Raw genomic sequence first — 25621 nt, forward strand, 5'->3', positions numbered from 1 at the left:
CGATGACCATCGAATTCGCCCCCTTCTTCCCCTGGCCGATCCTTGCCGGTCTCGGCGTACTTGCCGTCATCCTCGCCGCGCTTGCCTTCTGGCGCGGTGTGCGCGGCGCGACGCTGCGGACGCTGGCGCTCGCCGCCCTGCTTCTGGCGCTTGCCAATCCCACGCTGATGCAGGAAGACCGGGAGCAGCTCTCGACCGTCGTGCCGATCATCGTCGACCGCTCCCAAAGCCAGGATACCGCTGGGCGCAAAGAGCAGACCGATGAAGCGCTTGCGAGCCTGCAGGACCGCTTCTCCCGCTACCCGCGCATCGAGACCCGTGTCGTCGAAGTCGCCGATGACGGCGATTCCGACACGCCGTCGACAAAGCTCTTTACCGCTCTGCGCTCCGCGATTTCCGATGTCCCCCCGGCTCGCATCGGCGGCACGGTTTTCCTCACCGATGGCCAGATCCACGATCTTCCCGGCATCAATCAGGATCTCGGCTTCAACGCCCCTGTCCACGGCCTGATCACCGGCCAGCCGGACGAGTTCGACCGCCGCGTCGAAGTGGTGCGGGCACCGCGTTTCGGCATTGTTGGCGAGGAACAGGAACTCACGCTCCGCGTCTTCGATGACGGCCGCTCCAATGGCGGCACGGCGCAGGTGACGGTACGGATGAACGGCCAGCAGATCGCCACGCTGCAGGCAACGCCCGGTGCGGAAACGCCCTTCTCCTTCACTGTCCCGCGCGGCGGCAACAACGTCATGGAATTCTCGGTCGCCGAGCTTCCCGGCGAAGTGACGACCGCCAACAACCGTGCCGTCCACGTCATCGACGGCATCCGCCAGAATCTCCGCGTCCTGCTTGTCTCCGGCGAACCGCATGCGGGCGAGCGCGCCTGGCGCAACCTCCTGAAATCCGACGCTTCGGTTGACCTCGTCCACTTCACCATCCTGCGTCCGCCGGAAAAGCAGGACGGTACGCCGATCAACGAACTGTCGCTGATCGCCTTCCCGACCCGCGAGCTCTTCGTCGAAAAGATCAAGGATTTCGACCTGATCATCTTCGACCGTTACAAGCATCGCGGCGTGTTGCCGATCCTCTATTACGATTACATCGCGCAGTATGTGCAGAACGGCGGTGCGCTGCTGATTGCCGCCGGCCCCGAGCATGCCGGCGAGGATTCGATCGCTTCGACGCCCTTGGAACAGGTCCTGCCTGCCGCCCCCACCGGTGAGGTCCACAACGCCGGCTTCTATCCGCATCTATCTGAAGCGGGACAGAAGCATCCGGTCACCCGAGGGCTCGACGGTTCGAACCAGACCCCGCCCTCCTGGGGTCGCTGGTTCCGGACCATCGATGTCGATACGCCGCAGGGCCAGACAGTGATGGAAGGCGACGGCAACCGTCCGCTTCTCGTCCTGAACCGCCAGGGCGAAGGCCGTGTCGCCATGCTGCTCTCCGACCAGGGATGGCTGTGGGCGCGCGGCTTCGAAGGCGGCGGTCCGCACGTCTCGCTCTACCGCCGCATCGCCCACTGGCTGATGAAGGAGCCGGAGCTGGAGGAAGAGGCGCTGACCGCCCGGGCCGTCGGGCGCACGTTGGAAGCAACGCGCCAGACGATCGGTGACGACCCAGGACCTGCGACGATCAGATATCCGTCAGGCCGAACCGAAACCGTGCCGATGACGGCTGCCGGTCCCGGTGAGTACCGGCTGGAGCGCCGCATGGAGGAAACCGGCCTTTTCGAGGTGACCAACGGCCAGTTTTCGACCCTTGTCCATGTCGGTGCGGTCGACGCCCCGGAATTCAAGGCGATGATTTCGACCGAGGAGACTCTGAAACCCTATGCCGACAAGACCCATGGCCTCGTCACCCGTGTCGCGTCGGGATCCGGTGTGTCGTTGCCGGACATCCTGCCCGTCCGCGGCGAGGTGCGCGTCAATGACCCCGACCGTCTGGTGATCCGCCTGACGGACGAGACCGTGCTGCGGGGGATCAACACGCTGCCGCTGTTTGCCGGGTTCGCCGGCCTTGCCGCCCTGCTCCTTGCGGTTTCGGCCATGTGGTGGCGCGAGGGTCGATAGACGGATGTCTCAGTTCGAAGTGACCGCCTCGCCTTGCGCCGAGGATTTGGCTGCCATCGGCGAAGGACTTGCCGCCTTCAACGATGCTGACGTCGGCCCGTCCGAGCGCAAGCCGCTCGCTGTTCTGATCCGCGATATCGAGGGCAAGGTGATCGGCGGCCTTTCTGGCTATACCGCCTGGGGCTGGCTCTTCACCCAGTGGCTCTTCATTCCCGACGCGTTGCGCGGTGGCGGCATGGCCGGCAAGCTCTTGACGGAAGCCGAACGGGAGGCCCGTGCCCGCGGTTGTCACGGCGCCTGGATCGACACGTTCAGCCCGGTCGCCCGTAAGGCCTATATGCGCCAGGGTTACGAGATTTTCGGTGAGTTGCCCGATTTTCCAAAGGGTCGCACGCGCATCTTCCTAAAGAAGGAGCTTTAAGTTATCCATTCGCGCCTAGGACGAGCAGGCGTTGCCCATGGATATCGAACTGAAACTCATCGAAGGTGTCACGCCGGAGGACGAGGAGATCATCCTCGACCGGCTCAAGGAGTATAATGTCGACACCTTCGGAGGAAGCGGGCGGCGGGAACTCGCCGTGCCGCTTTACAATCCGGATGGTAATCTCGTCGGAGGGTTGACGGGCTATACCGGTCGCGGCTGGCTCTACATTTCGATGCTTTATATCCCCGAGGAGTTGCGCGGCCGAGGCCTTGCCGGTCGGATGCTGGAGATGGCGGAAACCGAGGCCCGTTCGCGCGGCTGCGTCGGCGCCTATATCGACACCATGAACCCACGGGCTCTGAAATTATATCGGAAGCAGGGCTACAGCGAGATCGGCAGTCTGAATGGCCTCACGGGAGGCCATACGGTGACGTGGCTGGAAAAGCGGTTCTGATCGGATCCGGAAAGGCGTCAGGCGAGCGATGCTTGACGCGTTTCCGTATCGATCAGCTGGGCTGCTACGGCGGCGATCACCAGGAGGCCGGCAAATATGCCGATCGTCAGCCCAAGCCCCTGTGCGACGACATAACCCACCAGCGACGGGGCAAGCAGGCCGCCAAGCCGCGCCATGGCGCCCGCCGCTCCCATGCCGGTCGCTCGCGAGGTCGTCGGATAGAGTTCCGGCGTATAGGCGTAGAGCGCACCCCAGGTGCCGAGCAGCGCGAAACTCATCAGCAGCAGCGCGATCCCGATCAGGAGGGCGAAGGGTGCCATGACGAAAAGCAGGCAACCGAGCGCTGAAAGCAGGCAGAAACCGATCAGCGTCGGCTTGCGCCCCCATTTTTCGACACCGTGGGCGGCGAGTGCGTATCCCGGCAGCTGCGCCAACGCGACCAGCACGAGGAATCCATAGCCGCGCACAAAGCCGAACCCTTCGCTGGCGAGCCTGGCCGGCATCCAGGTGAAGACGCCGTAATAGGAAACCGAAACGAGGAACCAGATCGCCAGGATCATGATGCTGCGCTGGCGCAGTTCCGGGGAAAAGATACCGGTCGCCGCGACAGGAGGCGGCGGAACGAGACTGGTGCCAGAAGCAAGCCGCGAATGACCATTGACGATGAGCATCCGATCGACGATCGCCTTGGCTTCGTCGCTGCGGCCGGAGCGCACCAGGTAGAGCGGAGATTCCGGCACGAGGAAACGAAGGCCGACTCCGGCGAGCGCAGGAATGGCCGTCACCGCGAAGATATAGCGCCAGGCATCCGCAACACCGGCAAGGCTGGCCGCCCAGGCGGCGAGTGCTACGATCAGCGTTCCGATCGCCCAGAAGCCTTCCAGCAGAACCAGCCAGCGGCCGCGGTTCCTGGCGGGCAGGAACTCCGCCATCATTGCGTAATCGACCGGCAGCGTGCCGCCGACGGCCGCCCCGGTCAGGAAGCGAAGCACGAGCAGGATGGTGAAATCGGGCGCGAAGACGGAAAGCGTGCCGAACAAGGCGTCGCAGGCAACGGTTGCGATCAGCACCCGGCGACGGCCGATCCGGTCGGCAAGCCTGCCGAAGCCCATGGCGCCAAGCAGCATGCCAAGGAAAAAGACCGTACCGGTCTGCAGCGCCTGCGGCACGGTGAGACCGAAGGTCGCTGCGATCGACGCCGCGGTGAAACCGACCGCCAGGACCTGCATCGCATCCGCGGTCCAGACAAGGCCAAAGATTGCCATCAGCCGTCGCTGGTAGGTCCCCGCACCCGCACGGTCGAGCGCCTCATCCATCGTGATAGCCGTCATGCATTTGCCCCCTAGCGCGGCATGTCCCGAAACACGCAGCGGTTTCAGGACACGGAATGCGTTCTGCCGAATCTCGCCGGCAGTCACAGCCGGCGCACCGGTAGAGGCTTAATGGAATTGTCCTATGGACGCCAGCCGATCGTTCCCCTGAGACGCGCATGCACATCTCCTGAAATGGGAACGACCAGAACGCGGCCCGGATCGACAGGTCCCGGGAATTCGAGTGCGTTGTAGGCGACCTTTTCGAAGCCGAGCGGGCCGTAGTAAGGAGGGTCACCGACCAGGATCACCGCTTCCGAACCCTTGCGCTTGGCTGCTTCGATGGCAATCCGCACCAGTTCCCGTCCGATGCCGCGGTTCTTGTGCGATGGGCGAACCGCGAGCGGTCCCAGGAGATGGCCCTTCACGTCGCCCGCGAGGACCGGCGTCATCCGCACCGACGCGATCGTCTCGCCGTCGTCGGTGCAGACGAAGGAAAGTGAACGGTCATGCGGCCCCTGCTCGCGGATACGTGCGGCAGCGCGGGCATGCCGCCCCGGGCCGAAGGCCTCGGCATTGATCAGCTCGATGACGTCATCGTGGGATGCGTCCTCTGTGAGATAGACAAGTTCGTGTTTATGCAGAAGTTCGTGCTGGGACATGGATGGACCGAAGCCGTAGAAAAAGGAGCGGACAGGACAGGCAATCTCGATGACGCCCTTCAAAGGCGCCTTGTCAAAAGATCAACGTCGTCGCAGTGCCCGTGCTTCAGTCATTGGGAAAAACAGTCTCCAAATTTGCGGAAATGCACGTATCAGGAAATTTTCCGCTCGTCCAATGCAAAAACGCAGCGTTCATAAATTCATGCCTCGCAATCTTCCGCCGTCTCCGTATCTATTGCCACAAAGGAACCGAAGGAGACCGCCATGGGCATGCTCGTCGATGGAAAATGGCAGGACGTCTGGTACGATACGAAAGGAAGCAAGGGCCATTTCAAACGCGCCGCGTCGCAGTTCCGCAACTGGGTAACGGCCGATGGTTCCGCCGGTCCCTCCGGCCGGAGCGGCTTCAAGGCGGAAGCCGGGCGCTACCACCTCTATGTCTCCTATGCCTGTCCATGGGCGCACCGCACGCTGATCTTCCGCAAGCTGAAAGAACTGGAAGACCTGATCTCCGTTTCTGTCGTCGATTACCTGATGCTGGAGAACGGCTGGGAGTTCAAGAAACGCGAAGGCGCCACGGGCGATGATCTCTTCGGCTCGGATTATCTCTATCAGGTCTATCTGAAAGCCGATCCGAACTATTCCGGTCGTGTCACGGTGCCAATCCTGTGGGACAAGCAGCAGCAGACGATCGTTTCGAACGAGAGTTCGGAGATCATCCGAATGTTCAACAGCGCCTTTGACGCCCTCACCGGCTCAACGGCGGACTTCTACCCGGAAGACCTGCGCGACGAGATCGACAAGCTGAACGCCCTCGTCTACGACACGGTCAATAACGGCGTCTACAAGGCCGGCTTCGCCACCGCTCAGGACGCCTATGAACAGGCCGTCAAACGCCTGTTCGAGACGCTCGACATTCTGGAAAAGCGGCTTGCCGGTAGCCGTTACCTCTCTGGCGATCGCCTGACCGAGGCCGATTGGCGACTGTTCACCACCCTGTTGCGCTTTGACCCCGTCTATGTCGGCCACTTCAAGTGCAACATCCGCCGCATCGTCGACTACCCGAACCTCTCAGGCTACCTGCGCGACCTCTACCAGCATCCGGGCGTGGCGGAGACCTGCAACCTGTTCCACATCAAGCATCACTATTACGGCAGCCACCGCACCATCAACCCGACCGGCATCGTGCCCGTCGGCCCGGCGGTCGATCTCGATACGCCGCACGGGCGGGAGAAATTGATGAAAGCGGCGTGAGTAACCTGCCTCTCACCAGTAATCCGATTTCTCAGATTCTCCGCTTAACTCCTTGATTCGGCTTCGCGTCGCAACCGTCGCATCCTTTGGCAATGCGTCCAGTGCGAAGAAGCCGCTCTCGGCGATTTCGATATCCGGCATGCGTGGGGCGATCTGTTCCACGGTCACTCGATAGAACAGGACATGGTCGCGCCGGCTGGTGTTGCGATTGTAGTAGACGTGGAAAAGCTCGGGCTCTCCGCAGATTTCAAGATTGCCTTCTTCGCGCAATTCCTTGCGAAGTGCCGCGAGCGCGGTCTCGTGCCGTTCCATGCCGCCGCCCGGCATATACCACCCCGCGACATAGGTGTGGCGGACAAGGAAGATACGGCCTTCCGCATCGAAGCAGGCGGCGCGCACGCCGAGCGTCATGCCGCGCTTCAGGATGAAGAACCGATGCGCCAGCCAGACCATCGCTCTGCTCCGAAATCCACGGATCTCCGGAATGCCCACTTCACTCATTCATAACTCCGAGAGCAGCCGGAGAAATCGATAACGATTTCCCCGACGATGCGTTATGTGTGCGCCATGTTCAAATTCGCGCATATTTCCGATATCCATTTGGGACCGCTTCCAAGACTTTCGCTCCGCGAGCTTTTCTCGAAGCGCATCACAGGTTTTGTGAACTGGCATCGCAACCGGCGCAAGCATCTTTTCGTCAACACCCTCGACCTGCTTTTAAGCGATTTGAAGACGCATGAACCGGACCATCTGGTCGTAACCGGCGACCTTGTCAATCTTGCAACCGGTATCGAAATCAGGCTTGCCGGCGAATGGCTGGAGACGATCGGCGACCCGATCGAGACCACTGTCGTGCCTGGCAATCACGACGCCTATGTGCCGGGCGCGCACGACAAGTCGGTCAACGCCTGGTATCCCTTCATCAGGAGCGACGATGGGCCGGCGGATTGGCCGCAGGACGACCACGTCTTCCCCACCTTCCGCCGGCGTGGGCCGGTCGCGATCATCGGCTGCTCCACCTCGAACGCCACGCCCCCCTTCTCCGCTTCGGGATACTACAGCCCCCGGCAGGCGCGCGAGACGGTAAACCTTCTGAAAAAGGCCGGCGAGGAAGGGCTGTTCCGCGTCGTGCTGATCCATCACCCGCCGATCCACCGCGCCACGTCCTCGCACAAGCGCATGATCGGTATCCGCCGCTTCGCTGCCGCCATCTCCACCGGCGGGGCCGAACTGGTCCTGCACGGCCACACACATCTCAACACGCTCTACTGGCTGACGAGCCATCACGGCCAGGTACCGGTCGTCGGTATAGCCTCCGCCTCGCAAGGCCCGGGGGGCCATAAGCCGCGCGCGGCCTACAACCTCTTCACGCTGTCGGGAGAACCGGGCGCCTGGAACCTTCTGTGCGAGCGTCACAGCCTGACGGAGAACGGCGATGGCGTCGCACTCGACAACAGCCGGCTTCTCTACGGCGAACTCCCGGCTACGGCATCGATTCCCGAAGCGGCCAGAATGTTGTAGAATCAATCTGTGATTGTTGCGGAATCGCCACAATCCGGTCATAGCTAGTAGCTTGCAGCCGTCATTGTAACGCAACCGCGAGAGCATCCTCGTCCATGAACCCAGCGAGCTTATCGACCGATATTCGGCGCGACCTCGTCGCCCTCCTGCCGCGCCTGCGCCGTTTCGCGCTGACGCTGACGGGAAATGCGCCGGAAGCGGACGCTCTGGTGCGCGAGGTCGCCGACCGGGCGATCCAGAAGAGCCATCATTGGAAAGGCGAAGACCGGCTGGAGAACTGGCTCTTCAGCATGATGCGCAGCACCCGTGCGGACGAATCACGCAAGCGCAAACGGGTAAATCCGGATGCCGCCGATAGCGGCAACGCCCCCGGAAATCGCAAATCATCGAATGCGCTTCTGTCCATGCCGGAAGGGCTCGCGAGCGCCCTGCTGCTGGCGGACGTGGAGGGTTTTACCTATGCCGAAGCGGCTGCGATCCTCGGCATCCCGGCCGATCAGTTCGTGGCCCGGCTCTGCGCCGCCCGTCTGAAGCTTTCCTCCGTCGGCACCGCAACAAGCGAGCGTCGAGCCTGATCATGGGAGCCTTCAAACCATCGCCGCTTGAGCTGCAGCTCTCTGCCTATATCGACGGGCAGGCCACCGAGCGCGACCGGCAGGATGTCGAGGAATTGCTGGTCAACGACCCGCAGGCCCGGGCGCTGCACGACGCGCTGAAGCATGGGGCCGAAACCGGCCGGCGCGCCTTCGAAGACATGCTGAAGGAACCGGTGCCGCTCGATCTCGTCCGCGCCATCAGGAATGCGGCGCTGCCGCGCAAGGCCATCCGCCTGCCGCACGCGCCGCATCCGACACTTTCGTTAAAGCCCTCCGGCCCCCAGATCGCCGGCGCCTGCCTTGTCTTTTTCCTCCTTGGTGGCGGGATCGGGTACCTCGTTGGCGCCCGCCCCGTCGCATCGGAGACTGCACTGATTTCAGCGACTGCTGCGAACAGCCGCGACTGGGTCGACGACGTCATCGCCCATTATCGGCTCTATGCACGGCAGACCAATCATCTTGCGGAGATACCCGCTGAAAGGCCCGCAGATATTCTCGAATGGCTGACGACCAATACCGGCGTCGGCTTCCGCATTCCCGATCTCAGCGACAGCGGCTTGACCTTTCAGGGGGCACGTCTGTTCCCCGCCGGCGACGTGCCGGTCGGCCAGCTTCTCTACCGGCGCACCGATGGCGACGGGGACGGCGACGTGGTCGCCATTTCTTTCACCAAGACCCGGCTGGAGGGAAACCGCTCGATCGAGGAGATCCGCAATGACACGGGCCTCGTTTCCTGGGTGACCCCGCTCGCGACCTACATGGTCGTCGGCCCCTCCTCCGCCGCCGATCTGGACGACATCGCGGCCAAGGCGGCGGGACTGATCTGAGCCTGCAATCGGGAATCCGCTTGCTCCGTACCCTCTCTCCGCCTGCGCGGGGATAGGGTTAGGGCGAAGAGCAATCAACTCCTGCTGGAATAAATCTGAGGTCATACGCTTCGACAGGTTCTCTCAACCGGCCATCCAAAATAGCGACGACGGTTTCGAGCACTGGCCCCATCTCATTCAATACGTCTACGTTCCAGAAACGCACGACCGACCATCCTTGAGTGGTCATGAACTGATCGCGCTGGCGATCGTATTCACTGTCGGCATGCTGACTACCATCGACCTCGATCATCAACCGTCTCTCACCGCAAACAAAATCCGCAAAGTAAGGTCCGACCGGAAATTGCCGAACGAACTTAAAGCCGTTCAAGCGCCGCCCGCGCAATTCAGCCCAAAGCTTCGCCTCCGCATCATTGTCGAACTGCCGCAATGACCGTGCGCGACTGATTATCTTCGGCTTTCCCCCGCGCATCTGCCCCTCATCCCCCTGCCGGGACCTTCTCCCCGTTTCACGGGGAGAAGGAAATATGCCGACCAATTCCCCTCAAGCCTTTCGACCTGGCGGACGGGGAGATAGGGGCACGTTCCCTCTCCCCGCAAGCGGGGAGAGGGTTAGGGTGAGGGGCGATTGTAAACAGGTCCACTCTCACCCCTTCGTCGCCAGCACCCGGTTTGCCGCCGAGACGATCGCCTCCAGCGAAGCCGCGACGATGTTGGTGTTGATGCCGGCACCGAACAGCTTTCCGCCCGGATACTCAATTTCCACATAGGCGATGGCGGAAGCGTTGGAGCCGTGCTGCAGCGAGTGCTCGGAATAATCGGCGACCGACATGTCGATGCCAAGATAGGTCGAGAGCGCGTTGATGAATCCGTCGATCGGCCCCGTCCCCTTCCCCTCGATGCGCTTCACCTCGCCGCGATCGGTGATCTCGGCTGCCACGATCCGAACCCCCTTGTGATCGCTACCTGCCGGATAGGTGTGATGGTCGACGAATTTCAGCCGCGCGCCGGGCTGTTCCACGTAGCGCTCGATGAAGCGGTCGTAGATGCGCTTGGAAGGAAGCTCCACGCCCTCTTCGTCGGTGATCCGCTGGATGTCCTCGCGGAATTCGACCTGCAGGTTGCGCGGCAGGTTCAGCCCGTAATCCTCCTGCAGGATATAGGCGATGCCCCCCTTGCCGGACTGCGAGTTGATGCGGATGATCGCCTCGTAGGAGCGGCCGACATCGCGCGGGTCGATCGGCAGGTAAGGCACTTCCCAATGGGGGTCGTTGGCCTGCCTGATCGCCTTCATGCCCTTGTTGATCGCATCCTGGTGCGAGCCGGAAAAGGCCGTGTAGACCAGTTCGCCGACGTAAGGGTGGCGCTCCGGGATCTTCATCTCGTTTGAATATTCGTAGACCGCCTTGATCCGCTCGATATCCGAGCAATCCAGTTCCGGATCGACGCCCTGGGTAAACATGTTGAGCGCCAGCGTGACGATATCGACATTGCCGGTGCGCTCGCCATTGCCGAACAGCGTGCCTTCGACGCGGTCTGCGCCCGCCATCAATCCCAGTTCCGTCGCCGCGATGCCGGTGCCGCGGTCGTTATGCGGATGCAGCGAGATGATGATGTTCTCGCGGTTGTCGATGTTGCGGCACATCCATTCGATCTGGTCGGCATAGATGTTCGGTGTCGCCATCTCGACGGTCGAGGGCAGGTTGATGATCAGCTTGTTGTCGGCGGTCGGCTTCACCACCTCGATCACCGCGTTGCAGATCTCCAGCGCCACGTCCAGCTCGGTGCCCGTAAAACTCTCCGGCGAATACTGGAAACGATAGCCGCCGCCTGCCTTTGCCGCCATGTCGGTGATCATCTTCGCCGCATAGACGGCGATCTGCTTGACGCCGGCGACGTCCTTGGCGAACACCACGCGGCGCTGCAGTTCACTGGTGGAATTGTAGAAATGGATGATCGGCTGGTGTGCGCCTTCCAGTGCCTCGAAGGTACGGGTGATCAGCTCCGGCCGGCACTGCACCAGCACCTGCATGGAAACGTCTTCCGGCACGCCGCCCTCTTCCACGCACCAGCGTGCAAAGTCGAAATCGGTCTGCGAAGCGGAGGGAAAGCCGACCTCGATCTCCTTGAAGCCCATGTCGAGCAGCAGGCGGAACATGCGGGCCTTGCGGTCGTGGCCCATCGGATTGACCAGCGACTGGTTGCCGTCGCGCAAGTCGACGGAGCACCAGATCGGCGCCTTCGTGATGGTTTTCGACGGCCAGGTGCGGTCGGGAATGTTGATTGTCGGATAGGCGCGGTATTTCATCGCCGCTTCCGGCATGCCGTGTTTCACGGTCGGCATTTCAGGAGATTGGGTCTTGGCGTCCATGATCTGGAGTCTCTTCTCGCTTCACGCATCGCTTGGCGCCCTTCGGGGCAAAGCCATTGCCGATGCGGACCTTTAACGGTCTGATGTGGATCGGTCTTGAACGTTTGTGAGAGGAGCTCTTACGCCGGCAGGCTTGATCGGCCGCCGGGCGCTCCTCAACGGACCCGGCAACCGCGCGTAAGGTCGAGGCTAAGAAGCGAGGAAAGCGCAAGAACCGTTGCCCCGGCCGCGATGCGGCTGGTCGGCAAACGGTCGGACATGATTGCGCCTGTCATGGTCATGGGCGGATGTATAGCCGCGGCTGAGAATCGAGGCAAGCCCCCGGTTACTTTTTCGGCGATTGCATGAAATGCCTGAGCGCCATCATCGCGCCGCCGGCGACCAGCCCCCAGAACGCGCCGGAAATGCCGGCAAACGAGGCTCCCGAGGCGGTGACGAGGAAGGTGATCGCCGCAGCCTCACGCGTTTCCGGTTCCCGATAGGCTGCGAAGGCCGCGCTGGAGAAGGCGTTGACGAGACCTAGCCCTGCCACCGCCTGCAAGAGGATCGGTGGAGCCAGCGACACGAAGGCTATGATGCCGCCGGCGACAAGACCGAGTCCGATATAGCCGAAGCCGCCGACGATCGCTGCCCAGTATCGTTTTGCGGGATCGGGATGGGCATCCTCGCTGGCGCACATGGCAGCGGTGATCGCCGCCATGTTGACCGGCACACCGCCGGTGAGCCCGCCGAGGATCGAGAAGATGCCTGTGCCGGCAAACAGCAAACCCGGCGGCGGCTCGTAATGATGCACCTTGAGGATCGCGATGCCCGGAATGTTCTGGGATGCCATGGTGACGATGAAAAGCGGCACTGCGACGGAAACGATCCCGCTCCAGGTGAAGACAGGCTCGATGAACGTGAGGTCCGGATGGATCGCCGCACCGATCTGTTCCATCGTATCCGCCGGCAGTTCGACCCCGAAGATCAGCACCAGCACGAGTGCAACGAGTGCCGCCGGCACGGCCCAGAGCCGCCAGCGCGAAACCACCACCATCCATGTGAGCACGATCGGCAGGCCGAGCGCGGCATTGAACGCCACCGCCTTCACCGGCGCGAGACAAAGGCTGAGCAGAATCCCGGCAAGCATGGCGTTGGCGAGCGGCGCCGGGATCATGCGGATCACCCGGCCAAGCGGCCGGAAGAGGCCCGAGAGCACGATCAACGCGCCGCAGACGACGAAAGCGCCAACGACTGCGGGAAATCCGCCCTCGATCACGCTGATGCCGGCAAGCAGCGCGGCACCCGGCGTCGACCAGGCGATGCTGATCGGCATACGGAACCACGCTGAGAAGACGATCGCCAGCAGGCCCATCGAGACGGATTGCGCAAGCAGCGCCGAAGCGATCTCCGGTGAGGTCGCGCCCATCGCCTGCAATCCCTGCATGATGACGGCAAAGGAACTGACGAAACCGACGAAGGCGGTAAGCAGGCCCATCATCAGGGCGGAGACGGAGAAATCCTTGAGCATCTCGGGCGGGACTCGTGAACACGAAAATCGCTATCGAGCATAAGCCCTGCGGGAAAGGCAAGGCGCGTTTGCGGCATAAGGGTACGGCTTGAGGCGAAAAGTCGTGGGCGAAAGAATGGCGGCGATCGATAATCCGCCGTGTCCTCACAAACAGGGTTGACCCGGCCCTTGGGGCTGCCCCGATAGAGGAGCGGTCAACAACCTACGAGGTGATTCCTTGACGTCTACCGCACAATATCTGAATGCGTCCGAGGCCGCCGAGCGGCTCGGCATATCTCCAAAGGCGCTCCGCCTTTACGAACAGCGCGGCCTGGTTTCGCCAGCCCGCACCTCAGCCGGCTGGCGGACCTATGGCCCTGCCGAATTGGCTCGTGCCGCCGAGATCGCAGCACTGAGAGCGCTCGGCCTCAGCCTCGCCCAGGTGGCGCGGATTCTGAAGGGTGATCCGCAAGGCCTCGAACCGGTGCTTGCCGCTCACCAGATACGACTTGAAACCGAAGCCCGCCGTATCGCCGAGACGGTCCGGACGGTTCGCACACTCCGCACCGATCTGGCCGAAGGCCGTCCGCCGAAGATCAACGAACTCGTGCGGCTGGCCAAACCGGCGGCCGAGGTGGTCGCCGCCTTCGACCTGCCCTGGCCCTGGGGCGGGGAACGGTTCGAGCTCACGGACATCAAGCCGCTGAACTACATCATCGGCCCGCTCGGCAGCGGCAAGACGCGGCTCGCCAAGGCGATCGCCGACCATCTGCCAGGCGCTGCTTTCGTCGGCCTCGATCGCGTAAAGGACGATGCCGCCGAAGCAGGAGTTCGAATGAAAGCCGATCCTGCGCTGAAAGCCCAGGTCGAGCAAACGCTGGCCTGGCTTGTCGAGGACGGCGCAACGATATCGCCGGCCCTGATCGCGCTCGTCGCCGCATTGGAAGCCGACGATGCGGCCGTCCTGGTCATTGATATGATCGAACAGGGACTGGATCAAGCCACGCAGGAGGCCGTCATCGCGCATCTGCGCAGTCGCAGATCCGATGCATGCCCGCTCTTCATGCTGACGCGCTCGTCGGCTATCCTCGATCTCGCCGCCGTCGGCCCTGACGAGGCGATCATCCACTGCCCGGCCAACCACAATCCGCCGGTCCGGGTGATGCCCTATCCGGGCGCGCCGGGCTTTGAAGCCGTCGCGACCTGCCTTGCTTCACCTAAGATTCGAGCCCGCACCGAAGGCGTCATCGCCTGGCGGCCGCAGGTAGCCTAACCCCTGAGACAAAAAAGCCCCGCCGGTAATGCCGGCGGGGCCCCGTCTTTAGGAATTCAAACGCGTCAGATTTCGTTCTGTGAGGTGATGATCCGAGACACAAGGCCGTAGTCCTTGGCCTCTTCTGCGCCGAGCCAGTAGTCGCGGTCGATATCCTTGGCGATCTTGTCCTCCGACTGGCCTGTGGCCTTGGAGAAGATCTTGATCAGCCGCTCGTTCATCTTGATGATCTCGCGCGCCTGGATCTCGATATCGGATGCCATGCCCCGCGTGCCGCCGGACGGTTGGTGCAGCAGGAAGCGGGTATTCGGCAGCGCGATACGACGCTCCTTCGGCGCGGCGACATAGATCAGTGCACCGGCCGATGCCACCCAACCCGTGCCGATCATCCAGACCTTCGGCTTGATGAACTTGATCATATCATGAATCGAATCGCCCGATTCCACGTGCCCGCCGGGCGAGTTCACATAGATGCGGATGTCATCGTCGCTGGCGGCGGAGAGTGCCACGAGCTGCGTGCAGACCTTCTGAGCCAGTTCCTGGGTGATCGGCCCATAGATGAAGATCGAACGCGACTTGAAAAGATTCGCCTCCGTCTCCTTGCCGAGCGGCAATTCTTTCGTCTTCTCGTCGTTTTCGTCTTCTTCGTTCATCACGGTCACAGTCTCCTGCATGGGATTCATGATACGGGACATAATGTGTTCGCCGCCGTAAGACAATGGAGGGGAAGTCTAAGACTCCCACCTTCTGATAGCTAAGGTGAATGACGTATCCCGAGTGCTCCAGGATAGCCAATTGGCGATAGACACGCGGAAGAGGCTTGCCTATCCTCCGATGTCATTTCGCATGCTCATAATTTCAAGGGGATCACGATGCTGAAACGCCTTTCACTCACCGCCGCCATTTTCACCGCCGCCACGGCACCCGCCCTCGCCCATCTCGATCCTGTGGAGCACGGCTCCTTCATGGCGGGCGTTTCCCATCCGCTGTTCGGCATGGATCATATTCTGGTCATGGTCGCGGTCGGCCTCTGGGCGGCACAGATCGCCAGGGAAGACCAGAACAACAAGGCGCTCTGGGCCGTCCCCGCCGCCTTCGTCGGCACCATGGCCGTGGGCTTCGGGCTGGCGCTTGCCGGCGTGGCGCTTCCCTTCGTCGAGCCCGCCATCCTGGCATCCGTCATCGCGCTTGGCCTGCTGGTCGCCATGGCGGTGCACCTGCCGACCGTGGTCGGCGCCGTGATCGTCGGCCTGTTCGCACTCTTTCACGGCCATGCGCATGGCGGAGAGCTTGGCTCGGCTGGTGCGCTGCAGTTCGGCCTGGGTTTCGTTCTTGCGACCGCGCTCCTGCATGTGGCGGGCATCGCGCTCGGCCTTGGCATCTCCCGTTTCGCGCCGAACCTCACCCGCATGCTGGGTGGCCTCACCGCACTTGCCGGCCTCTCGCTGGTCTTCGGCTGAGCGGAAGATTACAAGGATTTAAGCGATTTCGGCTTGGAAAAGCCGAAATCGCTTTCTACCTCCCTGATCATGGCAACCGCCCTCAAGGAGGCAGACATGTCACCGGAAGAACGCCAGCTCCTCACCACTCTTTTCGACCGTGTGCAGACGGCATCTGCAACACCACGCGATCGCGAAGCGGAAGGCTTCATCGATCAGGCAACCCGTGAACAGCCCTACGCCACCTATTATCTGGCCCAGGCCGTCATCGTGCAGGAAAAGGGCCTGGAAGCCGCGGCCAGCCGCATCAAGGAACTCGAAGAACGGATCCATGAGCTCGAAGCCGGCGAGAGCGAACATCATCGCGCCGAACAGGGCGGCGGTTTCCTGAGTTCCGTCTTCGGTTCGAGCCAATCCCAGCATCCGACGCCCGCCCCCTCCTCCGGCCCGTGGAGCCATGCCCCACGCCAGAGCTACCGGACGAACCGGGACCACGACGATGGCTACCGCGCGCCGCCGCCATCTTCCGGCCCCTGGGGAGGCCAGGCCCTTGCATCTTCCGCCGGCGGCGGCTTTCTGCGCGGCGCGCTCGGCACTGCAGCCGGCGTTGCGGGCGGCATGCTGCTCGCCAACTCGCTTTCAGGCATCTTCGGCAGCCACATGTCGTCGCTTGGCTGGGGTTCGCCTTCGGAAGGCGCCAACCCCTTCGGCAACACCCCGACTGGGGAAACCGTGATCAACAACAATTACGGTGATGATGCGATCCGGGAAGCTTCTGACAGCGATAATGCAAATGCGGGTGACCGCGACGCGAACGACGCCAATTCAAACGACGGATGGCAGCAGGCCGATTACGGCAGTGATGACTTGGCCGACGACCAGCAGGACTTCGACAATGACGATTTCGGCGGCGACGACTCGATGGACGTGTGAGCCTCTGAATAGGGGATGTTCTTGTGGCGACGTGACCGTCGATGCGGTCCTAAAACTTTATCTGCAGGGCGAACTTTAAAATAAAGCAGGTTAGTTGCTCAGACGCCGAAGTTCTTTTTCGGCGTCTGCCAGTTCCTCAGTCCATCGCGTGATGTCTTCAGGCGTGGCGGGATGATCGAATGCGTCTGCCGCATAAGCAGCCAACATGGCTCTGGCCAGCTTGACTCTCGATTGAGCTGTCTGCCTGAGCAAGGCCAATACCTCAGTATCTTCATAATTGTCAGACATTGGCCCTTTTACCTAAATCATTTATCCACGCCCCCGATATGTCGGCACGCCCTGCTCCGGCAGCCAGACGCCGGCCGGCGCCTCGCCGGTCTGCCAGAAGACGTCGATCGGAATACCGCCGCGCGGATACCAGTAAGCGCCGATCCTCAGCCATTTCGGCTGGAGGAGGTCGACGATTCGCCTGGCGATATAGATCGAGCAGTCCTCGTGGAAGGCGCCGTGGTTGCGGAAGGAATGCAGGAAGAGCTTGAGCGACTTCGATTCCACCAGATAACCGTCCGGAATGTAGTCGATTACGATATGCGCAAAATCCGGCTGGCCGGTCATCGGGCAGAGCGAGGTGAATTCCGGCGCGGTGAAGCGCACCACATAGTCGGTGCCCTGGTTGCCGTTCGGCACCTTTTCGAGAGCCGCGGCTTCCGGGCTCTGCGGCGCCTCGACCTTCGATCCGAGCTGCGAAAGCCCGCTCACATCCGTCATCGTCATTTGCCAGTTCCTTCGACGTCTACCTTCTGTCCGTGGGCGCGCTCGCCTTCGGGCTCCACATGGATCGCCAATGTGGCCTCGGGGATAATCGTTTTGATCGCATCTTCCAAGCGGTCGCAGATCCGATGTGCCTCATCGACGCTCATGCCGGCCGGCACGACCAGATGGAAATCGATGAAGGCGGCCGCCCCGGCGCGCCGCGATTTGAGATCATGCACGCCGAGTGCGCCTTCCGAATGGGTCGTGATCGCCTCGCGCACCGCCGCCTCTTCGTCCGGCTCGAGCGCCCGGTCCATCAGCCCGCCGACCGACTGCGAAATCACCCTGTATCCCTGGAACAGGATGTTGCCGGCAACCAGGATGGCGAGCACCGGATCGAGAATCGCGTAGCCGGTCATGACGGCGAGGATAAGGCCGGCAAACACGCCCGCGGACGTCACCACGTCCGACATGACATGATGGCCGTCCGCCGTCAGCGCCGGCGAACGATGCGCCTTGCCCGCACGGATCAGCAATGTCGCCCAGATGGCGTTGATGACGGCCGCCAGTCCGTTGATCGCAAGCCCGAGCACCGGTGCATCCAGAAGCTTCGGTGAAAACAACGCGCCCCATGCCTCCTGGATGATCAGCAGCGCCGCCACGATAATGAGGGCGCCTTCGATCACAGCCGAGAAATATTCCGCCTTGTGATGGCCGAACTGGTGATCCTCGTCCGCCGGGCGTTGTGCATAGCGGATGACGAAATAGGCGATGAAGGCGGCGACCACATTGACGGTCGACTCCAGCCCGTCCGACAGGAGTGCCACCGAACCTGTCACCCACCAGGCCATAAGCTTGAGCCCCATGACGCCGAACGACACGGGAATGCCCCAGAAGGCAAGCCGCTCGACTATGGGATCAACCCTTACCGATACCATCACCAGTTCCTCATGCGCATGCGAACGATTTGCAGGACCTGAAGTCCAAAACGCCGAAACCGCCGGAGCGAGGACATCTCGCTCCGGCGGTTTCGAATGGCCGGGTATATGGATCAGGCGGAAAGGTTTGTCAAAGGCGATATCGACAACCGCGACGGAACATCCCTTGATCACAACGGCATCAAGCAGCAGCCTCGTATTCCGGAATGCGCTTCAGTTCATCTTTCAGAGCCTGCGCCTCGATCTTCAGATCGAAGCTGTTTTGAAGATTCATCCAGAATTCCGGCGAAGTCCTGAAGAATCTGGCCAGGCGCAGAGCGGTATCCGACGTGATGCCGGTCTTCTGGGCAACAATGCGTTCAATACGCGTGCGCGGTACGTTCAGCTTCTTGGCCAACGCATATGGGGTCATCTCCAAAGGCCTGAGATAGAGGTCGCATAGAATCTCACCGGGATGAATAGGCGGCAGTTTGCTGACACTCATGATCAATCTCCTTTGTGCCACGATCGGCTAATGGTAATCAGTGATTTCCACCTCTCCCGGCCCGGCTTCAGTCCAGACGAAGCAAATCCGCCACTGCTTGTTGATGCGGATTGAATGCTGGCCTTCTCGATCTCCGGAGAGCTTTTCCAACCGGTTACCCGGTGGAGAGCGAAGGTCTTCCAAAGATGTTGCCGCATTTAAGACAGTCAGCAATTGTTGGGCGCGACGAACCAGATCGGAAGGGAAACCTTTCCTGACCGTGCCGTCATCGATCGATTGAGTGAGCTTGTCCTTGAACGATCGAATCACGGCCAGCCTCCAATGAACGTATCATAGAGAGATACCACCAGAAATCAATCGAAAAGTATCAGGCAGCGATACCATTTTCCCTCACGTTCTCGAAGCGATCATCACGGCCGAGCCCGTGATGATTCCGGCAGAGCAGCGATTGACGATCCTCATGTGGCGCTCTGATTGCACCAGCCGGCGGGCTCGCTCGGCCACCAGGACATAGACGGTCTGAACGGCAAGATCGATGGACACGCCGCCGATCAGGATGAAGCTCAACTGCTGGAGGGACAGCGCGCCCATATCGAAGGCGTGCGGCAGGATGGCACCGAAAAAGACCACTGCTTTCGGATTTCCGATCGTCAGGAAGGCACCGGAAAGAAAGCCTTGCGCCTTGTCGGTCTCGCGCGGAACCGAGGGCATTGCCCCGGCATTCCAGAGCCTGAAGGCGAGGAAAATCAGATAAGCGACACCAAGCCATTTCACCGCAATACACACCGGCTCGAAGCGCAACGCCAATTGCGAAAGGCCCAGCACGGCGGCCGTCAACCACAGGAAATTGCCGGACACCATACCGATCGCGAACGGAACAGCATTGCGGCCGCCGCGGGACATGACCTGAGCGATCAGCGCACCCTGGCCCGCCCCTGGAAGGGCAGCCGCGATCGTGAAGGATATGATGAAAAACCAGACCGCATCCCAACCTGTCATTGGCTCCTCCTCGAAATGCCTCCGGCGCGGCTTCCAATATCTACGCTCGCGAAAGCCTAGTCAAAAACCACCGCCATCTGGATCGCATCGATAAACCGCCCGTCGATCTTGACCGCATCGCGCGCCATACCTTCCCGCACGAAGCCGACCTTTTCGTAAAGCGCTATGGCCCGCGGGTTATCCGCGTGAACGTCCAGCTCGACACGATGCAGGCCGAGTTCGCGCGCCGCCTCAAGCGTCGCCGAGATCAACCGCGTCCCGAGCCCTTTGTCCCGGTAACCGGCGATGATCCCCATGCCGAGAGTTCCGCGATGGGCGTGGCTCGGCCGGTCGTGGCGGCGGATATCGCACCAGCCGACCACCCCGTCATCAGCCACCGCCACGAATTGCGGATGGCCGCCCTCGATCATGCCGAGCACAAAGGTGCGCGTCGATTCCAGCGGCGGCGCCTCCAGGAAGCTCAAATATTTCCGCTCGCGCGAGACCGTATCGAGCGCTGTGTGGAAGCTCTCGATATGGTCTTCGCGGATGGATTCGATCGCGATGGTTTCGGACAGCATTCTCACGCCGCCTTGATCTTGGCCTTGCGCGACAAATGCGCCACGACGTTCTCGATCATCCGCATGCCGGCATCGCCGCCAAGCGTCATGATCGATTCCGGATGGAACTGCACCGCCGCCACCGGTTCCTTGGCGTGCTCGATGCCCATGATCGTGCCGTCCTCGCTTTCCGCCGTGATGATGAAATCCGGATGCAGCGTCTTCGGATCGGCGAAGATCGAGTGGTAACGGCCGACCGTCACTTCCTTCGCAAGGCCGGAAAAGACGATGCCCGGCTCCAGCACGCGGATGCGGGACGGCTTGCCGTGCATCGGCAGCGCCAGATGCCGGAGTTCCCCGCCATAGGCTTCCGCCAGCGCCTGCAAGCCGAGGCAGACGCCGAAGATCGGCAAGTTTCTTGCCCTCGCCTTTTTGATCGTCGCCTTGCAGTCGAAATCCTTCGGATTGCCAGGACCCGGCGACAGCACCACGAGGTCCGGATCGAAGCGGTCGAACACCTCTTCCGCCACCGGGGAGCGCACCGTCGACACGGTGGCACCCGTCTGGCGGAAGTAGTTGGCGAGCGTATGGACGAAACTGTCCTCATGATCGACGAGCAGGATCTTGACCCCTTGCCCGACCCGCGCCACGTCGCGACCGATCTTCGCCGTATTGCCGGTGCGGGCGTCGCGGATCGCCGCGATCATGGCGGATGCCTTGAGCTCGGTCTCGGCCTCCTCCTCGTGCGGATCGGAATCATTGAGCAGCGTGGCACCGGCGCGAACCTCGGCAATGCCGTCCTTGACGCGGATGGTCCTGAGCGTCAGCCCGGTGTTCATGTCGCCGTTGAAGCCGACCATGCCGATCGCCCCGCCATACCAGGCGCGCGGGCTCTTCTCGTGGTTCTCGATGAAGCGCATCGCCCACAGCTTCGGCGCACCGGTGACCGTGACGGCCCAGGCGTGGGAGAGAAAACCGTCGAAGGCGTCCATGTCCTCCCGCAAGCGTCCTTCGATATGGTCGACCGTATGGATGAGCCGCGAATACATCTCGATCTGCCGCCGGCCGATCACCTTCACCGACCCCGGTTCGCAGACGCGCGACTTGTCGTTCCGGTCGACATCCGAGCACATGGTGAGCTCGGACTCGTCCTTCTTGGAATTGAGCAGCTTCAGGATCTGCTCCGAATCCGAGATAGCATCCTCGCCGCGCTTGATCGTGCCGGAGATCGGGCAGGTCTCGATGCGCCGGCCGGAGACCCGCACGAACATTTCCGGCGAGGCGCCGATCAGATATTCCTGGTTTCCGAGATTGATGAAGAAGGAATAGGGCGACGGGTTGATCGCCTTCAGCCGGTTGGAAATCTCCGACGGCTTCGAGTCGCAGCGCTCCATGAATTTCTGGCCGGGCACGACTTCGAACAGGTCGCCGCGCCGGAAACTCTCCTTCGCCTTCACCACAAGCTCGGCATATTCGCCCGGCTTATGGTCGCCCTTCGGCGGCGTCGTGGTCGTCCGCTGGAAAGGTTCCGGCGCGATATCGGCCGACTTGCCTTCGGTCGTGGCGCCATCCTTTGAAAAATCATAGCGGTCGATCCAGGCCTTGGCCGCGTGATGGTCGACGACCAGGATCTCGTCGGGCAGGAAAAGCACCATGTCGCGCTGGTCTTCCGGTCGCGCCATGGAGAGCTTGATGGCATCGAACTGGAAGGCAAGGTCGTAGCCGAAGGCGCCGAACAGGCCGATCGCCGAGTCCGCTTCCGAATAAAAGAGATCGACGATCGCCCGCAGCACGGAGAAGACCGTCGGCATCTTGGAGCGCTCTTCCTCGGTGAAGACGCGCGTCGGCTCATTGACGGTGAGGTCCAGCCGGCCGGCGGTCCGTTCACCCAGCGTGAGGTCGGCGACCGTCTTCAGCTTGTCGGCGACGAAACCGAGCAGGACTTCGCCCCGCTCGTTATAGGCTTCGATCCACACCCTGCGGCCGTTGCAGGAAATCCCGAGCGGCGGATCGGCGATCGCCGTATCCCAGCGGGTATAGCGGCCCGGATATTCGTAGTTGGAGGAGAAGACGGCGCCCCGCCGCTCGTCGAGCCGGTCGACATAGGAGGAAATCGCCGTCGCATAGTCGGCCGCACGCCGCTGCCGGCTGACGGTGATCCCTCCGCGGGTCTCGTAGACTTCCGAACCGTCATCCCGAATGATCGTTACCATTGTCCTGCCTCTCCGATCTGGTTCGCCGATCCCCGTGCGGCCAATAAAAAAGCCGCCTCGGTTCTCGGGCGGCTTTGGTCTTGTCGATGGACATGACTGGTCAAGGCCGCGTGAAGCGTTCCGGCCACCAGTTACCAATGTTCATCGAAATCGTCATGGGCGGAATTGTTAGCTTGGCTCGCGGCTGCGCGCAAGCGAATTTCTTCGGCTCACGATGCGACCAAACGGAAGGGAAATGCGTTGCTCCTCCGCAAACCTGCCGGAGGAAGCCAGAAGCATGAAGCGATCCCTTTGCCTGCTTGCGATGAGCGTACCGCTTTTGCTCGGCGCCACCCTGCCGAAGCACGGCCCTGTTCCATCCGCAAAGCCGGCCGAAAAGAACGAGCCGGCACCGGAGGCTGCGGCGCCCGAAGTTCGGAGCGAGGAACCGCAAGCCCCGGCAATGAAATCCGAACAGCCCAGGGCCGCCGAAGTTCCCGCACCCTTGCCAAAGCCTGAAGAAAAACCGCCGCGGCAAGCTCCTTCCGCGACTACCCTGGACGATGGACCAAAGCCCGACGGTAAGGAAAAGGAGGAAGACGAGGCCGAAGCTCCACCGCCTCCGCCCCCGCTCGTCAAGGAGGATCCGGAAGAACTGAAAGCCTGCCTGGCTGAACTTTCCGCACTCGGCGCGAAATTCGAGCCGGGCGATCCGATCGACGACGGCAATGGCTGCGGCATCGAACATCCGGTCGAGGTCGCGGAAATCCTGCCCGGCGTCGAGCTCGGCGGCGCCACCATGCGATGCAAAACCGCGGTGACCATGGCGCACTGGCTGAAGGACACCGTCCAGCCCGCGATGAACATCGCGATGCCGGGGCGGAAGATCGTCGGCATTGCGCCCGGCTCCACCTATGCCTGCCGTCTGCGAAACGGCGCGTCGACCGGCAAGATTTCCGAGCACGCCCGCGGCAACGCCATCGATGTCGCCGCCTTCAGGCTCGACAATGGCGAGACGATGGAGATGAAGCCACGCGACGAGGATTCCACACTCGAAGGAGCATTCCAGCGCACCGCGACCGCCGGCGCCTGCCTGCACTTCACCACCGTCCTGTCACCCGGCAGCGATGCCGCACACCAGACTCACCTGCATCTCGACATCATGGAGAGGAGGAACGGCTACAGGTATTGCCGGTGAATCAGATTGGGCACTGCCTGAGATCTATCAGAACAACCCTTCCACAAACCCCGCTTCATTGAGGAAAATCCGCTCCGCCGAGGGCGATCTCGGCAAGCCCGGCATGGTCATGATCTCGCCGGTGATGGCGACGACGAAGCCGGCGCCGGCCGAAAGCCTGACCTCGCGCACATGCACGACATGCCCTTCCGGCGCGCCGCGCAGGTTGGGATCGGTGGAGAAGGAATATTGCGTCTTGGCGACGCAGATCGGCAGGTCGCCGTAGCCCTGTTCCTCCCAGGCCTTCAACTGGTCCTGCACGCCCCTGTCGGACGTCACCTCGCCGGCATGATAGATTTTCGAGGCGATGATCTCGATCTTCTCCATCAGTGGCAGATGGTCGGGATAGAGCGGCTGGAATTTCGCCTGGCCACCCTCGGCAAGCTCGACCACCTTTTCCGCCAGTTCCTCGATGCCCGCCGAACCCTCTGCCCAGTGACGGCAGAGAATGGCGTCGGATCCGTGCCGCGCCGCATAGTCCTTCACGGCAGCGATTTCGGCATCGGTATCCGACGTGAAATGGTTGATGGCGACGACCACCGGCACGCCGAATTTCCGCACATTTGCGATGTGACGGCCGAGATTGGCGCATCCGCGCTGCAGCGCCTCCACGTTTTCAGCGGAAAGATCGTCCTTCCTCACTCCGCCGTTCATCTTGAGCGCCCTGACGGTTGCGACGATCACCGCCGCGTGAGGCTTCAGTCCAGCCTTGCGGCACTTGATGTCGAAGAATTTCTCCGCCCCGAGATCTGCCCCGAAACCCGCTTCCGTCACCACGTAGTCACCGAGCTTCAGCGCCGTCCTGGTGGCGATCACCGAATTGCAGCCATGCGCGATATTGGCGAAAGGCCCGCCATGCACGAAGGCCGGATTGTTTTCCAGCGTCTGCACGAGGTTCGGCTGCATGGCATCCTTGAGCAGAACCGTCATCGCCCGATGGGCCTTGATGTCGCGCGCAAACACCGGCGTCCTGTCGAAGCGGTATCCGACGACAATGTCGCCGAGCCGCCGTTCGAGGTCGTTGAGGTCCGACGCCAGGCAGAGGATCGCCATGACTTCCGAGGCGACGGTGATATCGAACCCGCTCTCCCGTGGGAAACCGTTGGCCACACCACCGAGTGAGGCAACCATCTGGCGCAGAGCCCGGTCGTTCATGTCCATCACCCGCCGCCAGGTGATGCGCCGCACGTCGATGTTCTCGGCGTTCCCCCAATAGACGTGGTTGTCGATCATCGCGGCGAGCAGGTTGTGCGCCGCCGTGATGGCGTGGAAATCGCCGGTGAAGTGCAGGTTGATATCTTCCATCGGCACGACCTGGGCATAACCGCCGCCGGCCGCTCCGCCTTTCGTTCCGAAGCAGGGCCCGAGCGACGGCTCGCGGACGCAGATCACGGCCTTTTTGCCGATGCGGTTGAGCCCGTCGCCCAAACCCACGGTCGTCGTGGTCTTGCCCTCGCCCGCCGGCGTCGGATTGATCGCCGTGACGAGGATAAGCTTGCCGTCCGGACGATCTGAAAGCGAGGTGATAAAATCGGCCCCGACCTTCGCCTTGTCGTAACCATAGGGCGCCAGCGCATCCGCCGGTATCCCCAGCCGCGCGCCGATTTCGGCGATCGGCTTTTTCTTCGCGGCGCGCGCAATCTCGATATCCGATTTGACGGCTGCCATGCGTTCCCCGTTCCCGTTCGTTCTGTGGAATTCGAATATGCCCGTGCGGTTATGAATAGCGAAGGAAACGTAATGTGGGAATGGCGGCGATCGAAATGGATGCCCCCAGAAGTGTGGCTTTTACGCATCACACGATAATTTGACTCAAAAAGTCAGATTCAAACTTGACTCCTTTTGTTTAGATTTTTA

General features: G+C 61.9%; 27 protein-coding genes. 11 read left to right on the forward strand and 16 right to left on the reverse strand.

The features are described from left to right. The first annotated feature begins 2 nt into the window (after window positions 1–2). The 3 genes from JL39_RS07980 to JL39_RS07990 are packed head-to-tail and all read left to right on the forward strand — an operon-like array spanning window position 3 to window position 2947. Window positions 3–2069, forward strand: a complete 2067-nt coding sequence (locus tag JL39_RS07980; RefSeq protein WP_037148067.1) for a membrane protein — start codon at window positions 3–5, stop codon at window positions 2067–2069. A 4-nt stretch (window positions 2070–2073) separates the two neighbouring features. Then, window positions 2074–2490, forward strand: a complete 417-nt coding sequence (locus JL39_RS07985; RefSeq protein WP_037148069.1) for a GNAT family N-acetyltransferase — start codon at window positions 2074–2076, stop codon at window positions 2488–2490. A gap of 37 nt (window positions 2491–2527) precedes the next feature. Beyond that, window positions 2528–2947, forward strand: a complete 420-nt coding sequence (locus tag JL39_RS07990) for a GNAT family N-acetyltransferase (RefSeq protein WP_052182729.1) — start codon at window positions 2528–2530, stop codon at window positions 2945–2947. Between the two features lie 17 nt (window positions 2948–2964). Here the strand turns inward: JL39_RS07990 and JL39_RS07995 are convergent, their stop codons facing one another. Together JL39_RS07995 and JL39_RS08000 are read right to left on the reverse strand one after the other, a co-directional pair. Next, a complete protein-coding gene (locus tag JL39_RS07995; protein ID WP_037148071.1) occupies window positions 2965–4278 on the reverse strand; it encodes an MFS transporter in 1314 nt (437 codons plus the stop codon). A 122-nt stretch (window positions 4279–4400) separates the two neighbouring features. Further along, on the reverse strand, window positions 4401–4919 hold the full coding sequence (locus JL39_RS08000) for an N-acetyltransferase (protein WP_200883927.1): 519 nt from the start codon (window positions 4917–4919) through the stop codon (window positions 4401–4403). A 264-nt stretch (window positions 4920–5183) separates the two neighbouring features. Between JL39_RS08000 and JL39_RS08005 the strand changes: the two genes are divergently transcribed. Further along, window positions 5184–6173, forward strand: a complete 990-nt coding sequence (locus JL39_RS08005) for a glutathione S-transferase family protein (RefSeq protein ID WP_037148073.1) — start codon at window positions 5184–5186, stop codon at window positions 6171–6173. Between the two features lie 12 nt (window positions 6174–6185). On the opposite strand, the gene JL39_RS08010 is transcribed toward JL39_RS08005, so the two are convergent. Further along, entirely contained in the window at window positions 6186–6674 is a 489-nt protein-coding gene (locus tag JL39_RS08010) for an NUDIX domain-containing protein (RefSeq protein WP_037148075.1), read from the reverse strand. Between the two features lie 66 nt (window positions 6675–6740). On the opposite strand from JL39_RS08010, the gene JL39_RS08015 reads away from it, so the two are divergent. From JL39_RS08015 to JL39_RS08025, 3 genes are all read left to right on the forward strand, one after another. Further along, window positions 6741–7694: a metallophosphoesterase gene (locus JL39_RS08015; RefSeq protein ID WP_037148683.1), complete on the forward strand. Its 954-nt coding sequence runs from the start codon at window positions 6741–6743 to the stop codon at window positions 7692–7694. A gap of 95 nt (window positions 7695–7789) precedes the next feature. After that, the gene (locus tag JL39_RS08020) at window positions 7790–8269 is read left to right on the forward strand and encodes a sigma factor-like helix-turn-helix DNA-binding protein (protein WP_037148077.1); all 480 of its coding nucleotides are present in this window, start codon (window positions 7790–7792) and stop codon (window positions 8267–8269) included. 2 nt (window positions 8270–8271) lie between these two features. Continuing rightward, a complete protein-coding gene (locus JL39_RS08025) occupies window positions 8272–9117 on the forward strand; it encodes an anti-sigma factor (RefSeq protein ID WP_037148080.1) in 846 nt (281 codons plus the stop codon). A gap of 58 nt (window positions 9118–9175) precedes the next feature. Here JL39_RS08025 and JL39_RS08030 read toward each other — a convergent pair whose 3' ends face one another. The 3 genes from JL39_RS08030 to JL39_RS08040 all read right to left on the reverse strand — a co-directional run bounded on the left by JL39_RS08030 (window position 9176) and on the right by JL39_RS08040 (window position 12998). After that, window positions 9176–9589, reverse strand: coding sequence for a DUF559 domain-containing protein (locus JL39_RS08030; protein ID WP_037148082.1), 414 nt, complete (start codon window positions 9587–9589; stop codon window positions 9176–9178). Window positions 9590–9763: 174 nt separating this feature from the next. After that, window positions 9764–11488: a 2-isopropylmalate synthase gene (gene leuA / locus JL39_RS08035; protein WP_037148084.1), complete on the reverse strand. Its 1725-nt coding sequence runs from the start codon at window positions 11486–11488 to the stop codon at window positions 9764–9766. A 325-nt stretch (window positions 11489–11813) separates the two neighbouring features. Beyond that, a complete protein-coding gene (locus JL39_RS08040; RefSeq protein ID WP_037148085.1) occupies window positions 11814–12998 on the reverse strand; it encodes a benzoate/H(+) symporter BenE family transporter in 1185 nt (394 codons plus the stop codon). A 217-nt stretch (window positions 12999–13215) separates the two neighbouring features. On the opposite strand from JL39_RS08040, the gene JL39_RS08045 reads away from it, so the two are divergent. Beyond that, window positions 13216–14250, forward strand: a complete 1035-nt coding sequence (locus JL39_RS08045) for a MerR family transcriptional regulator (RefSeq protein ID WP_037148088.1) — start codon at window positions 13216–13218, stop codon at window positions 14248–14250. Window positions 14251–14315: 65 nt separating this feature from the next. Here JL39_RS08045 and JL39_RS08050 read toward each other — a convergent pair whose 3' ends face one another. Continuing rightward, window positions 14316–14903 (reverse strand): ATP-dependent Clp protease proteolytic subunit, encoded by a 588-nt coding sequence (locus JL39_RS08050; RefSeq protein ID WP_037148686.1) that lies wholly within the window; start codon window positions 14901–14903, stop codon window positions 14316–14318. A 219-nt stretch (window positions 14904–15122) separates the two neighbouring features. Here JL39_RS08050 and JL39_RS08055 point away from each other — a divergent pair, with 219 nt between their 5' ends. Both JL39_RS08055 and JL39_RS08060 read left to right on the forward strand, forming a co-directional pair. Then, the gene (locus JL39_RS08055; RefSeq protein WP_037148090.1) at window positions 15123–15710 is read left to right on the forward strand and encodes a HupE/UreJ family protein; all 588 of its coding nucleotides are present in this window, start codon (window positions 15123–15125) and stop codon (window positions 15708–15710) included. A 96-nt stretch (window positions 15711–15806) separates the two neighbouring features. Beyond that, the gene (locus tag JL39_RS08060) at window positions 15807–16622 is read left to right on the forward strand and encodes a DUF2076 domain-containing protein (protein ID WP_037148688.1); all 816 of its coding nucleotides are present in this window, start codon (window positions 15807–15809) and stop codon (window positions 16620–16622) included. 90 nt (window positions 16623–16712) lie between these two features. On the opposite strand, the gene JL39_RS08065 is transcribed toward JL39_RS08060, so the two are convergent. From JL39_RS08065 to JL39_RS08095, 8 genes are all read right to left on the reverse strand, one after another. After that, window positions 16713–16910, reverse strand: a complete 198-nt coding sequence (locus JL39_RS08065; protein ID WP_037148093.1) for a hypothetical protein — start codon at window positions 16908–16910, stop codon at window positions 16713–16715. A 21-nt stretch (window positions 16911–16931) separates the two neighbouring features. Beyond that, the gene (gene queF, locus JL39_RS08070) at window positions 16932–17396 is read right to left on the reverse strand and encodes a preQ(1) synthase (protein WP_037148094.1); all 465 of its coding nucleotides are present in this window, start codon (window positions 17394–17396) and stop codon (window positions 16932–16934) included. Next, window positions 17393–18313 (reverse strand): cation diffusion facilitator family transporter, encoded by a 921-nt coding sequence (locus tag JL39_RS08075; RefSeq protein WP_037148690.1) that lies wholly within the window; start codon window positions 18311–18313, stop codon window positions 17393–17395. The genes queF and JL39_RS08075 overlap by 4 nt, the downstream gene beginning before the upstream one ends. Before the next feature lie 181 nt (window positions 18314–18494). Then, the gene (locus JL39_RS08080; RefSeq protein WP_037148097.1) at window positions 18495–18797 is read right to left on the reverse strand and encodes a HigA family addiction module antitoxin; all 303 of its coding nucleotides are present in this window, start codon (window positions 18795–18797) and stop codon (window positions 18495–18497) included. 27 nt (window positions 18798–18824) lie between these two features. After that, on the reverse strand, window positions 18825–19106 hold the full coding sequence (locus JL39_RS30875) for a type II toxin-antitoxin system RelE/ParE family toxin (RefSeq protein WP_081952746.1): 282 nt from the start codon (window positions 19104–19106) through the stop codon (window positions 18825–18827). Window positions 19107–19187: 81 nt separating this feature from the next. After that, window positions 19188–19796, reverse strand: a complete 609-nt coding sequence (locus tag JL39_RS08085; protein WP_037148099.1) for a LysE family translocator — start codon at window positions 19794–19796, stop codon at window positions 19188–19190. Window positions 19797–19852: 56 nt separating this feature from the next. Further along, a complete protein-coding gene (locus tag JL39_RS08090) occupies window positions 19853–20356 on the reverse strand; it encodes a GNAT family protein (protein WP_037148101.1) in 504 nt (167 codons plus the stop codon). Between the two features lie 2 nt (window positions 20357–20358). After that, window positions 20359–22548 carry an anthranilate synthase gene (locus tag JL39_RS08095; protein WP_037148103.1) on the reverse strand — a complete coding sequence of 730 codons (2190 nt, stop codon included), beginning with the start codon at window positions 22546–22548 and terminating at the stop codon, window positions 20359–20361. Between the two features lie 277 nt (window positions 22549–22825). Here JL39_RS08095 and JL39_RS08100 point away from each other — a divergent pair, with 277 nt between their 5' ends. Further along, complete coding sequence (locus JL39_RS08100; protein WP_081952764.1) at window positions 22826–23725, forward strand: extensin family protein; 900 nt, start codon at window positions 22826–22828, stop codon at window positions 23723–23725. A 27-nt stretch (window positions 23726–23752) separates the two neighbouring features. Here the strand turns inward: JL39_RS08100 and JL39_RS08105 are convergent, their stop codons facing one another. After that, complete coding sequence (locus tag JL39_RS08105) at window positions 23753–25432, reverse strand: formate--tetrahydrofolate ligase (RefSeq protein WP_037148106.1); 1680 nt, start codon at window positions 25430–25432, stop codon at window positions 23753–23755. Window positions 25433–25621: the final 189 nt, after the last annotated feature.

Origin of the sequence: Rhizobium sp. YS-1r (assembly GCF_000757525.1) — a bacterium.
GTDB classification, from domain to species: domain Bacteria; phylum Pseudomonadota; class Alphaproteobacteria; order Rhizobiales; family Rhizobiaceae; genus Neorhizobium; species Neorhizobium petrolearium.

Excerpts from the sequence above, each read along its gene's own strand:
- JL39_RS08075 (WP_037148690.1), bottom strand. The coding sequence starts at position 18,313 with ATGGTATCGGTAAGGGTTGATCCCATAGTCGAGCGGCTTGCCTTCTGG.
- JL39_RS08105 (WP_037148106.1), bottom strand. The coding sequence starts at position 25,432 with ATGGCAGCCGTCAAATCGGATATCGAGATTGCGCGCGCCGCGAAGAAA.
- JL39_RS08025 (WP_037148080.1), top strand. The coding sequence starts at position 8,272 with ATGGGAGCCTTCAAACCATCGCCGCTTGAGCTGCAGCTCTCTGCCTAT.
- JL39_RS08080 (WP_037148097.1), bottom strand. The coding sequence starts at position 18,797 with ATGAGTGTCAGCAAACTGCCGCCTATTCATCCCGGTGAGATTCTATGC.
- JL39_RS07980 (WP_037148067.1), top strand. The coding sequence starts at position 3 with ATGACCATCGAATTCGCCCCCTTCTTCCCCTGGCCGATCCTTGCCGGT.
- JL39_RS08000 (WP_200883927.1), bottom strand. The coding sequence starts at position 4,919 with ATGTCCCAGCACGAACTTCTGCATAAACACGAACTTGTCTATCTCACA.
- JL39_RS08060 (WP_037148688.1), top strand. The coding sequence starts at position 15,807 with ATGTCACCGGAAGAACGCCAGCTCCTCACCACTCTTTTCGACCGTGTG.
- JL39_RS08030 (WP_037148082.1), bottom strand. The coding sequence starts at position 9,589 with ATGCGCGGGGGAAAGCCGAAGATAATCAGTCGCGCACGGTCATTGCGG.
- JL39_RS08020 (WP_037148077.1), top strand. The coding sequence starts at position 7,790 with ATGAACCCAGCGAGCTTATCGACCGATATTCGGCGCGACCTCGTCGCC.
- JL39_RS07990 (WP_052182729.1), top strand. The coding sequence starts at position 2,528 with ATGGATATCGAACTGAAACTCATCGAAGGTGTCACGCCGGAGGACGAG.
- JL39_RS08055 (WP_037148090.1), top strand. The coding sequence starts at position 15,123 with ATGCTGAAACGCCTTTCACTCACCGCCGCCATTTTCACCGCCGCCACG.
- JL39_RS08065 (WP_037148093.1), bottom strand. The coding sequence starts at position 16,910 with ATGTCTGACAATTATGAAGATACTGAGGTATTGGCCTTGCTCAGGCAG.
- JL39_RS08015 (WP_037148683.1), top strand. The coding sequence starts at position 6,741 with ATGTTCAAATTCGCGCATATTTCCGATATCCATTTGGGACCGCTTCCA.
- JL39_RS08010 (WP_037148075.1), bottom strand. The coding sequence starts at position 6,674 with ATGAGTGAAGTGGGCATTCCGGAGATCCGTGGATTTCGGAGCAGAGCG.
- JL39_RS08005 (WP_037148073.1), top strand. The coding sequence starts at position 5,184 with ATGGGCATGCTCGTCGATGGAAAATGGCAGGACGTCTGGTACGATACG.
- JL39_RS08090 (WP_037148101.1), bottom strand. The coding sequence starts at position 20,356 with ATGCTGTCCGAAACCATCGCGATCGAATCCATCCGCGAAGACCATATC.
- JL39_RS07985 (WP_037148069.1), top strand. The coding sequence starts at position 2,074 with ATGTCTCAGTTCGAAGTGACCGCCTCGCCTTGCGCCGAGGATTTGGCT.
- leuA (WP_037148084.1), bottom strand. The coding sequence starts at position 11,488 with ATGGACGCCAAGACCCAATCTCCTGAAATGCCGACCGTGAAACACGGC.
- JL39_RS08050 (WP_037148686.1), bottom strand. The coding sequence starts at position 14,903 with ATGAACGAAGAAGACGAAAACGACGAGAAGACGAAAGAATTGCCGCTC.
- JL39_RS08095 (WP_037148103.1), bottom strand. The coding sequence starts at position 22,548 with ATGGTAACGATCATTCGGGATGACGGTTCGGAAGTCTACGAGACCCGC.
- queF (WP_037148094.1), bottom strand. The coding sequence starts at position 17,396 with ATGACGATGACGGATGTGAGCGGGCTTTCGCAGCTCGGATCGAAGGTC.
- JL39_RS07995 (WP_037148071.1), bottom strand. The coding sequence starts at position 4,278 with ATGACGGCTATCACGATGGATGAGGCGCTCGACCGTGCGGGTGCGGGG.
- JL39_RS08100 (WP_081952764.1), top strand. The coding sequence starts at position 22,826 with ATGAAGCGATCCCTTTGCCTGCTTGCGATGAGCGTACCGCTTTTGCTC.
- JL39_RS08040 (WP_037148085.1), bottom strand. The coding sequence starts at position 12,998 with ATGCTCAAGGATTTCTCCGTCTCCGCCCTGATGATGGGCCTGCTTACC.
- JL39_RS08085 (WP_037148099.1), bottom strand. The coding sequence starts at position 19,796 with ATGACAGGTTGGGATGCGGTCTGGTTTTTCATCATATCCTTCACGATC.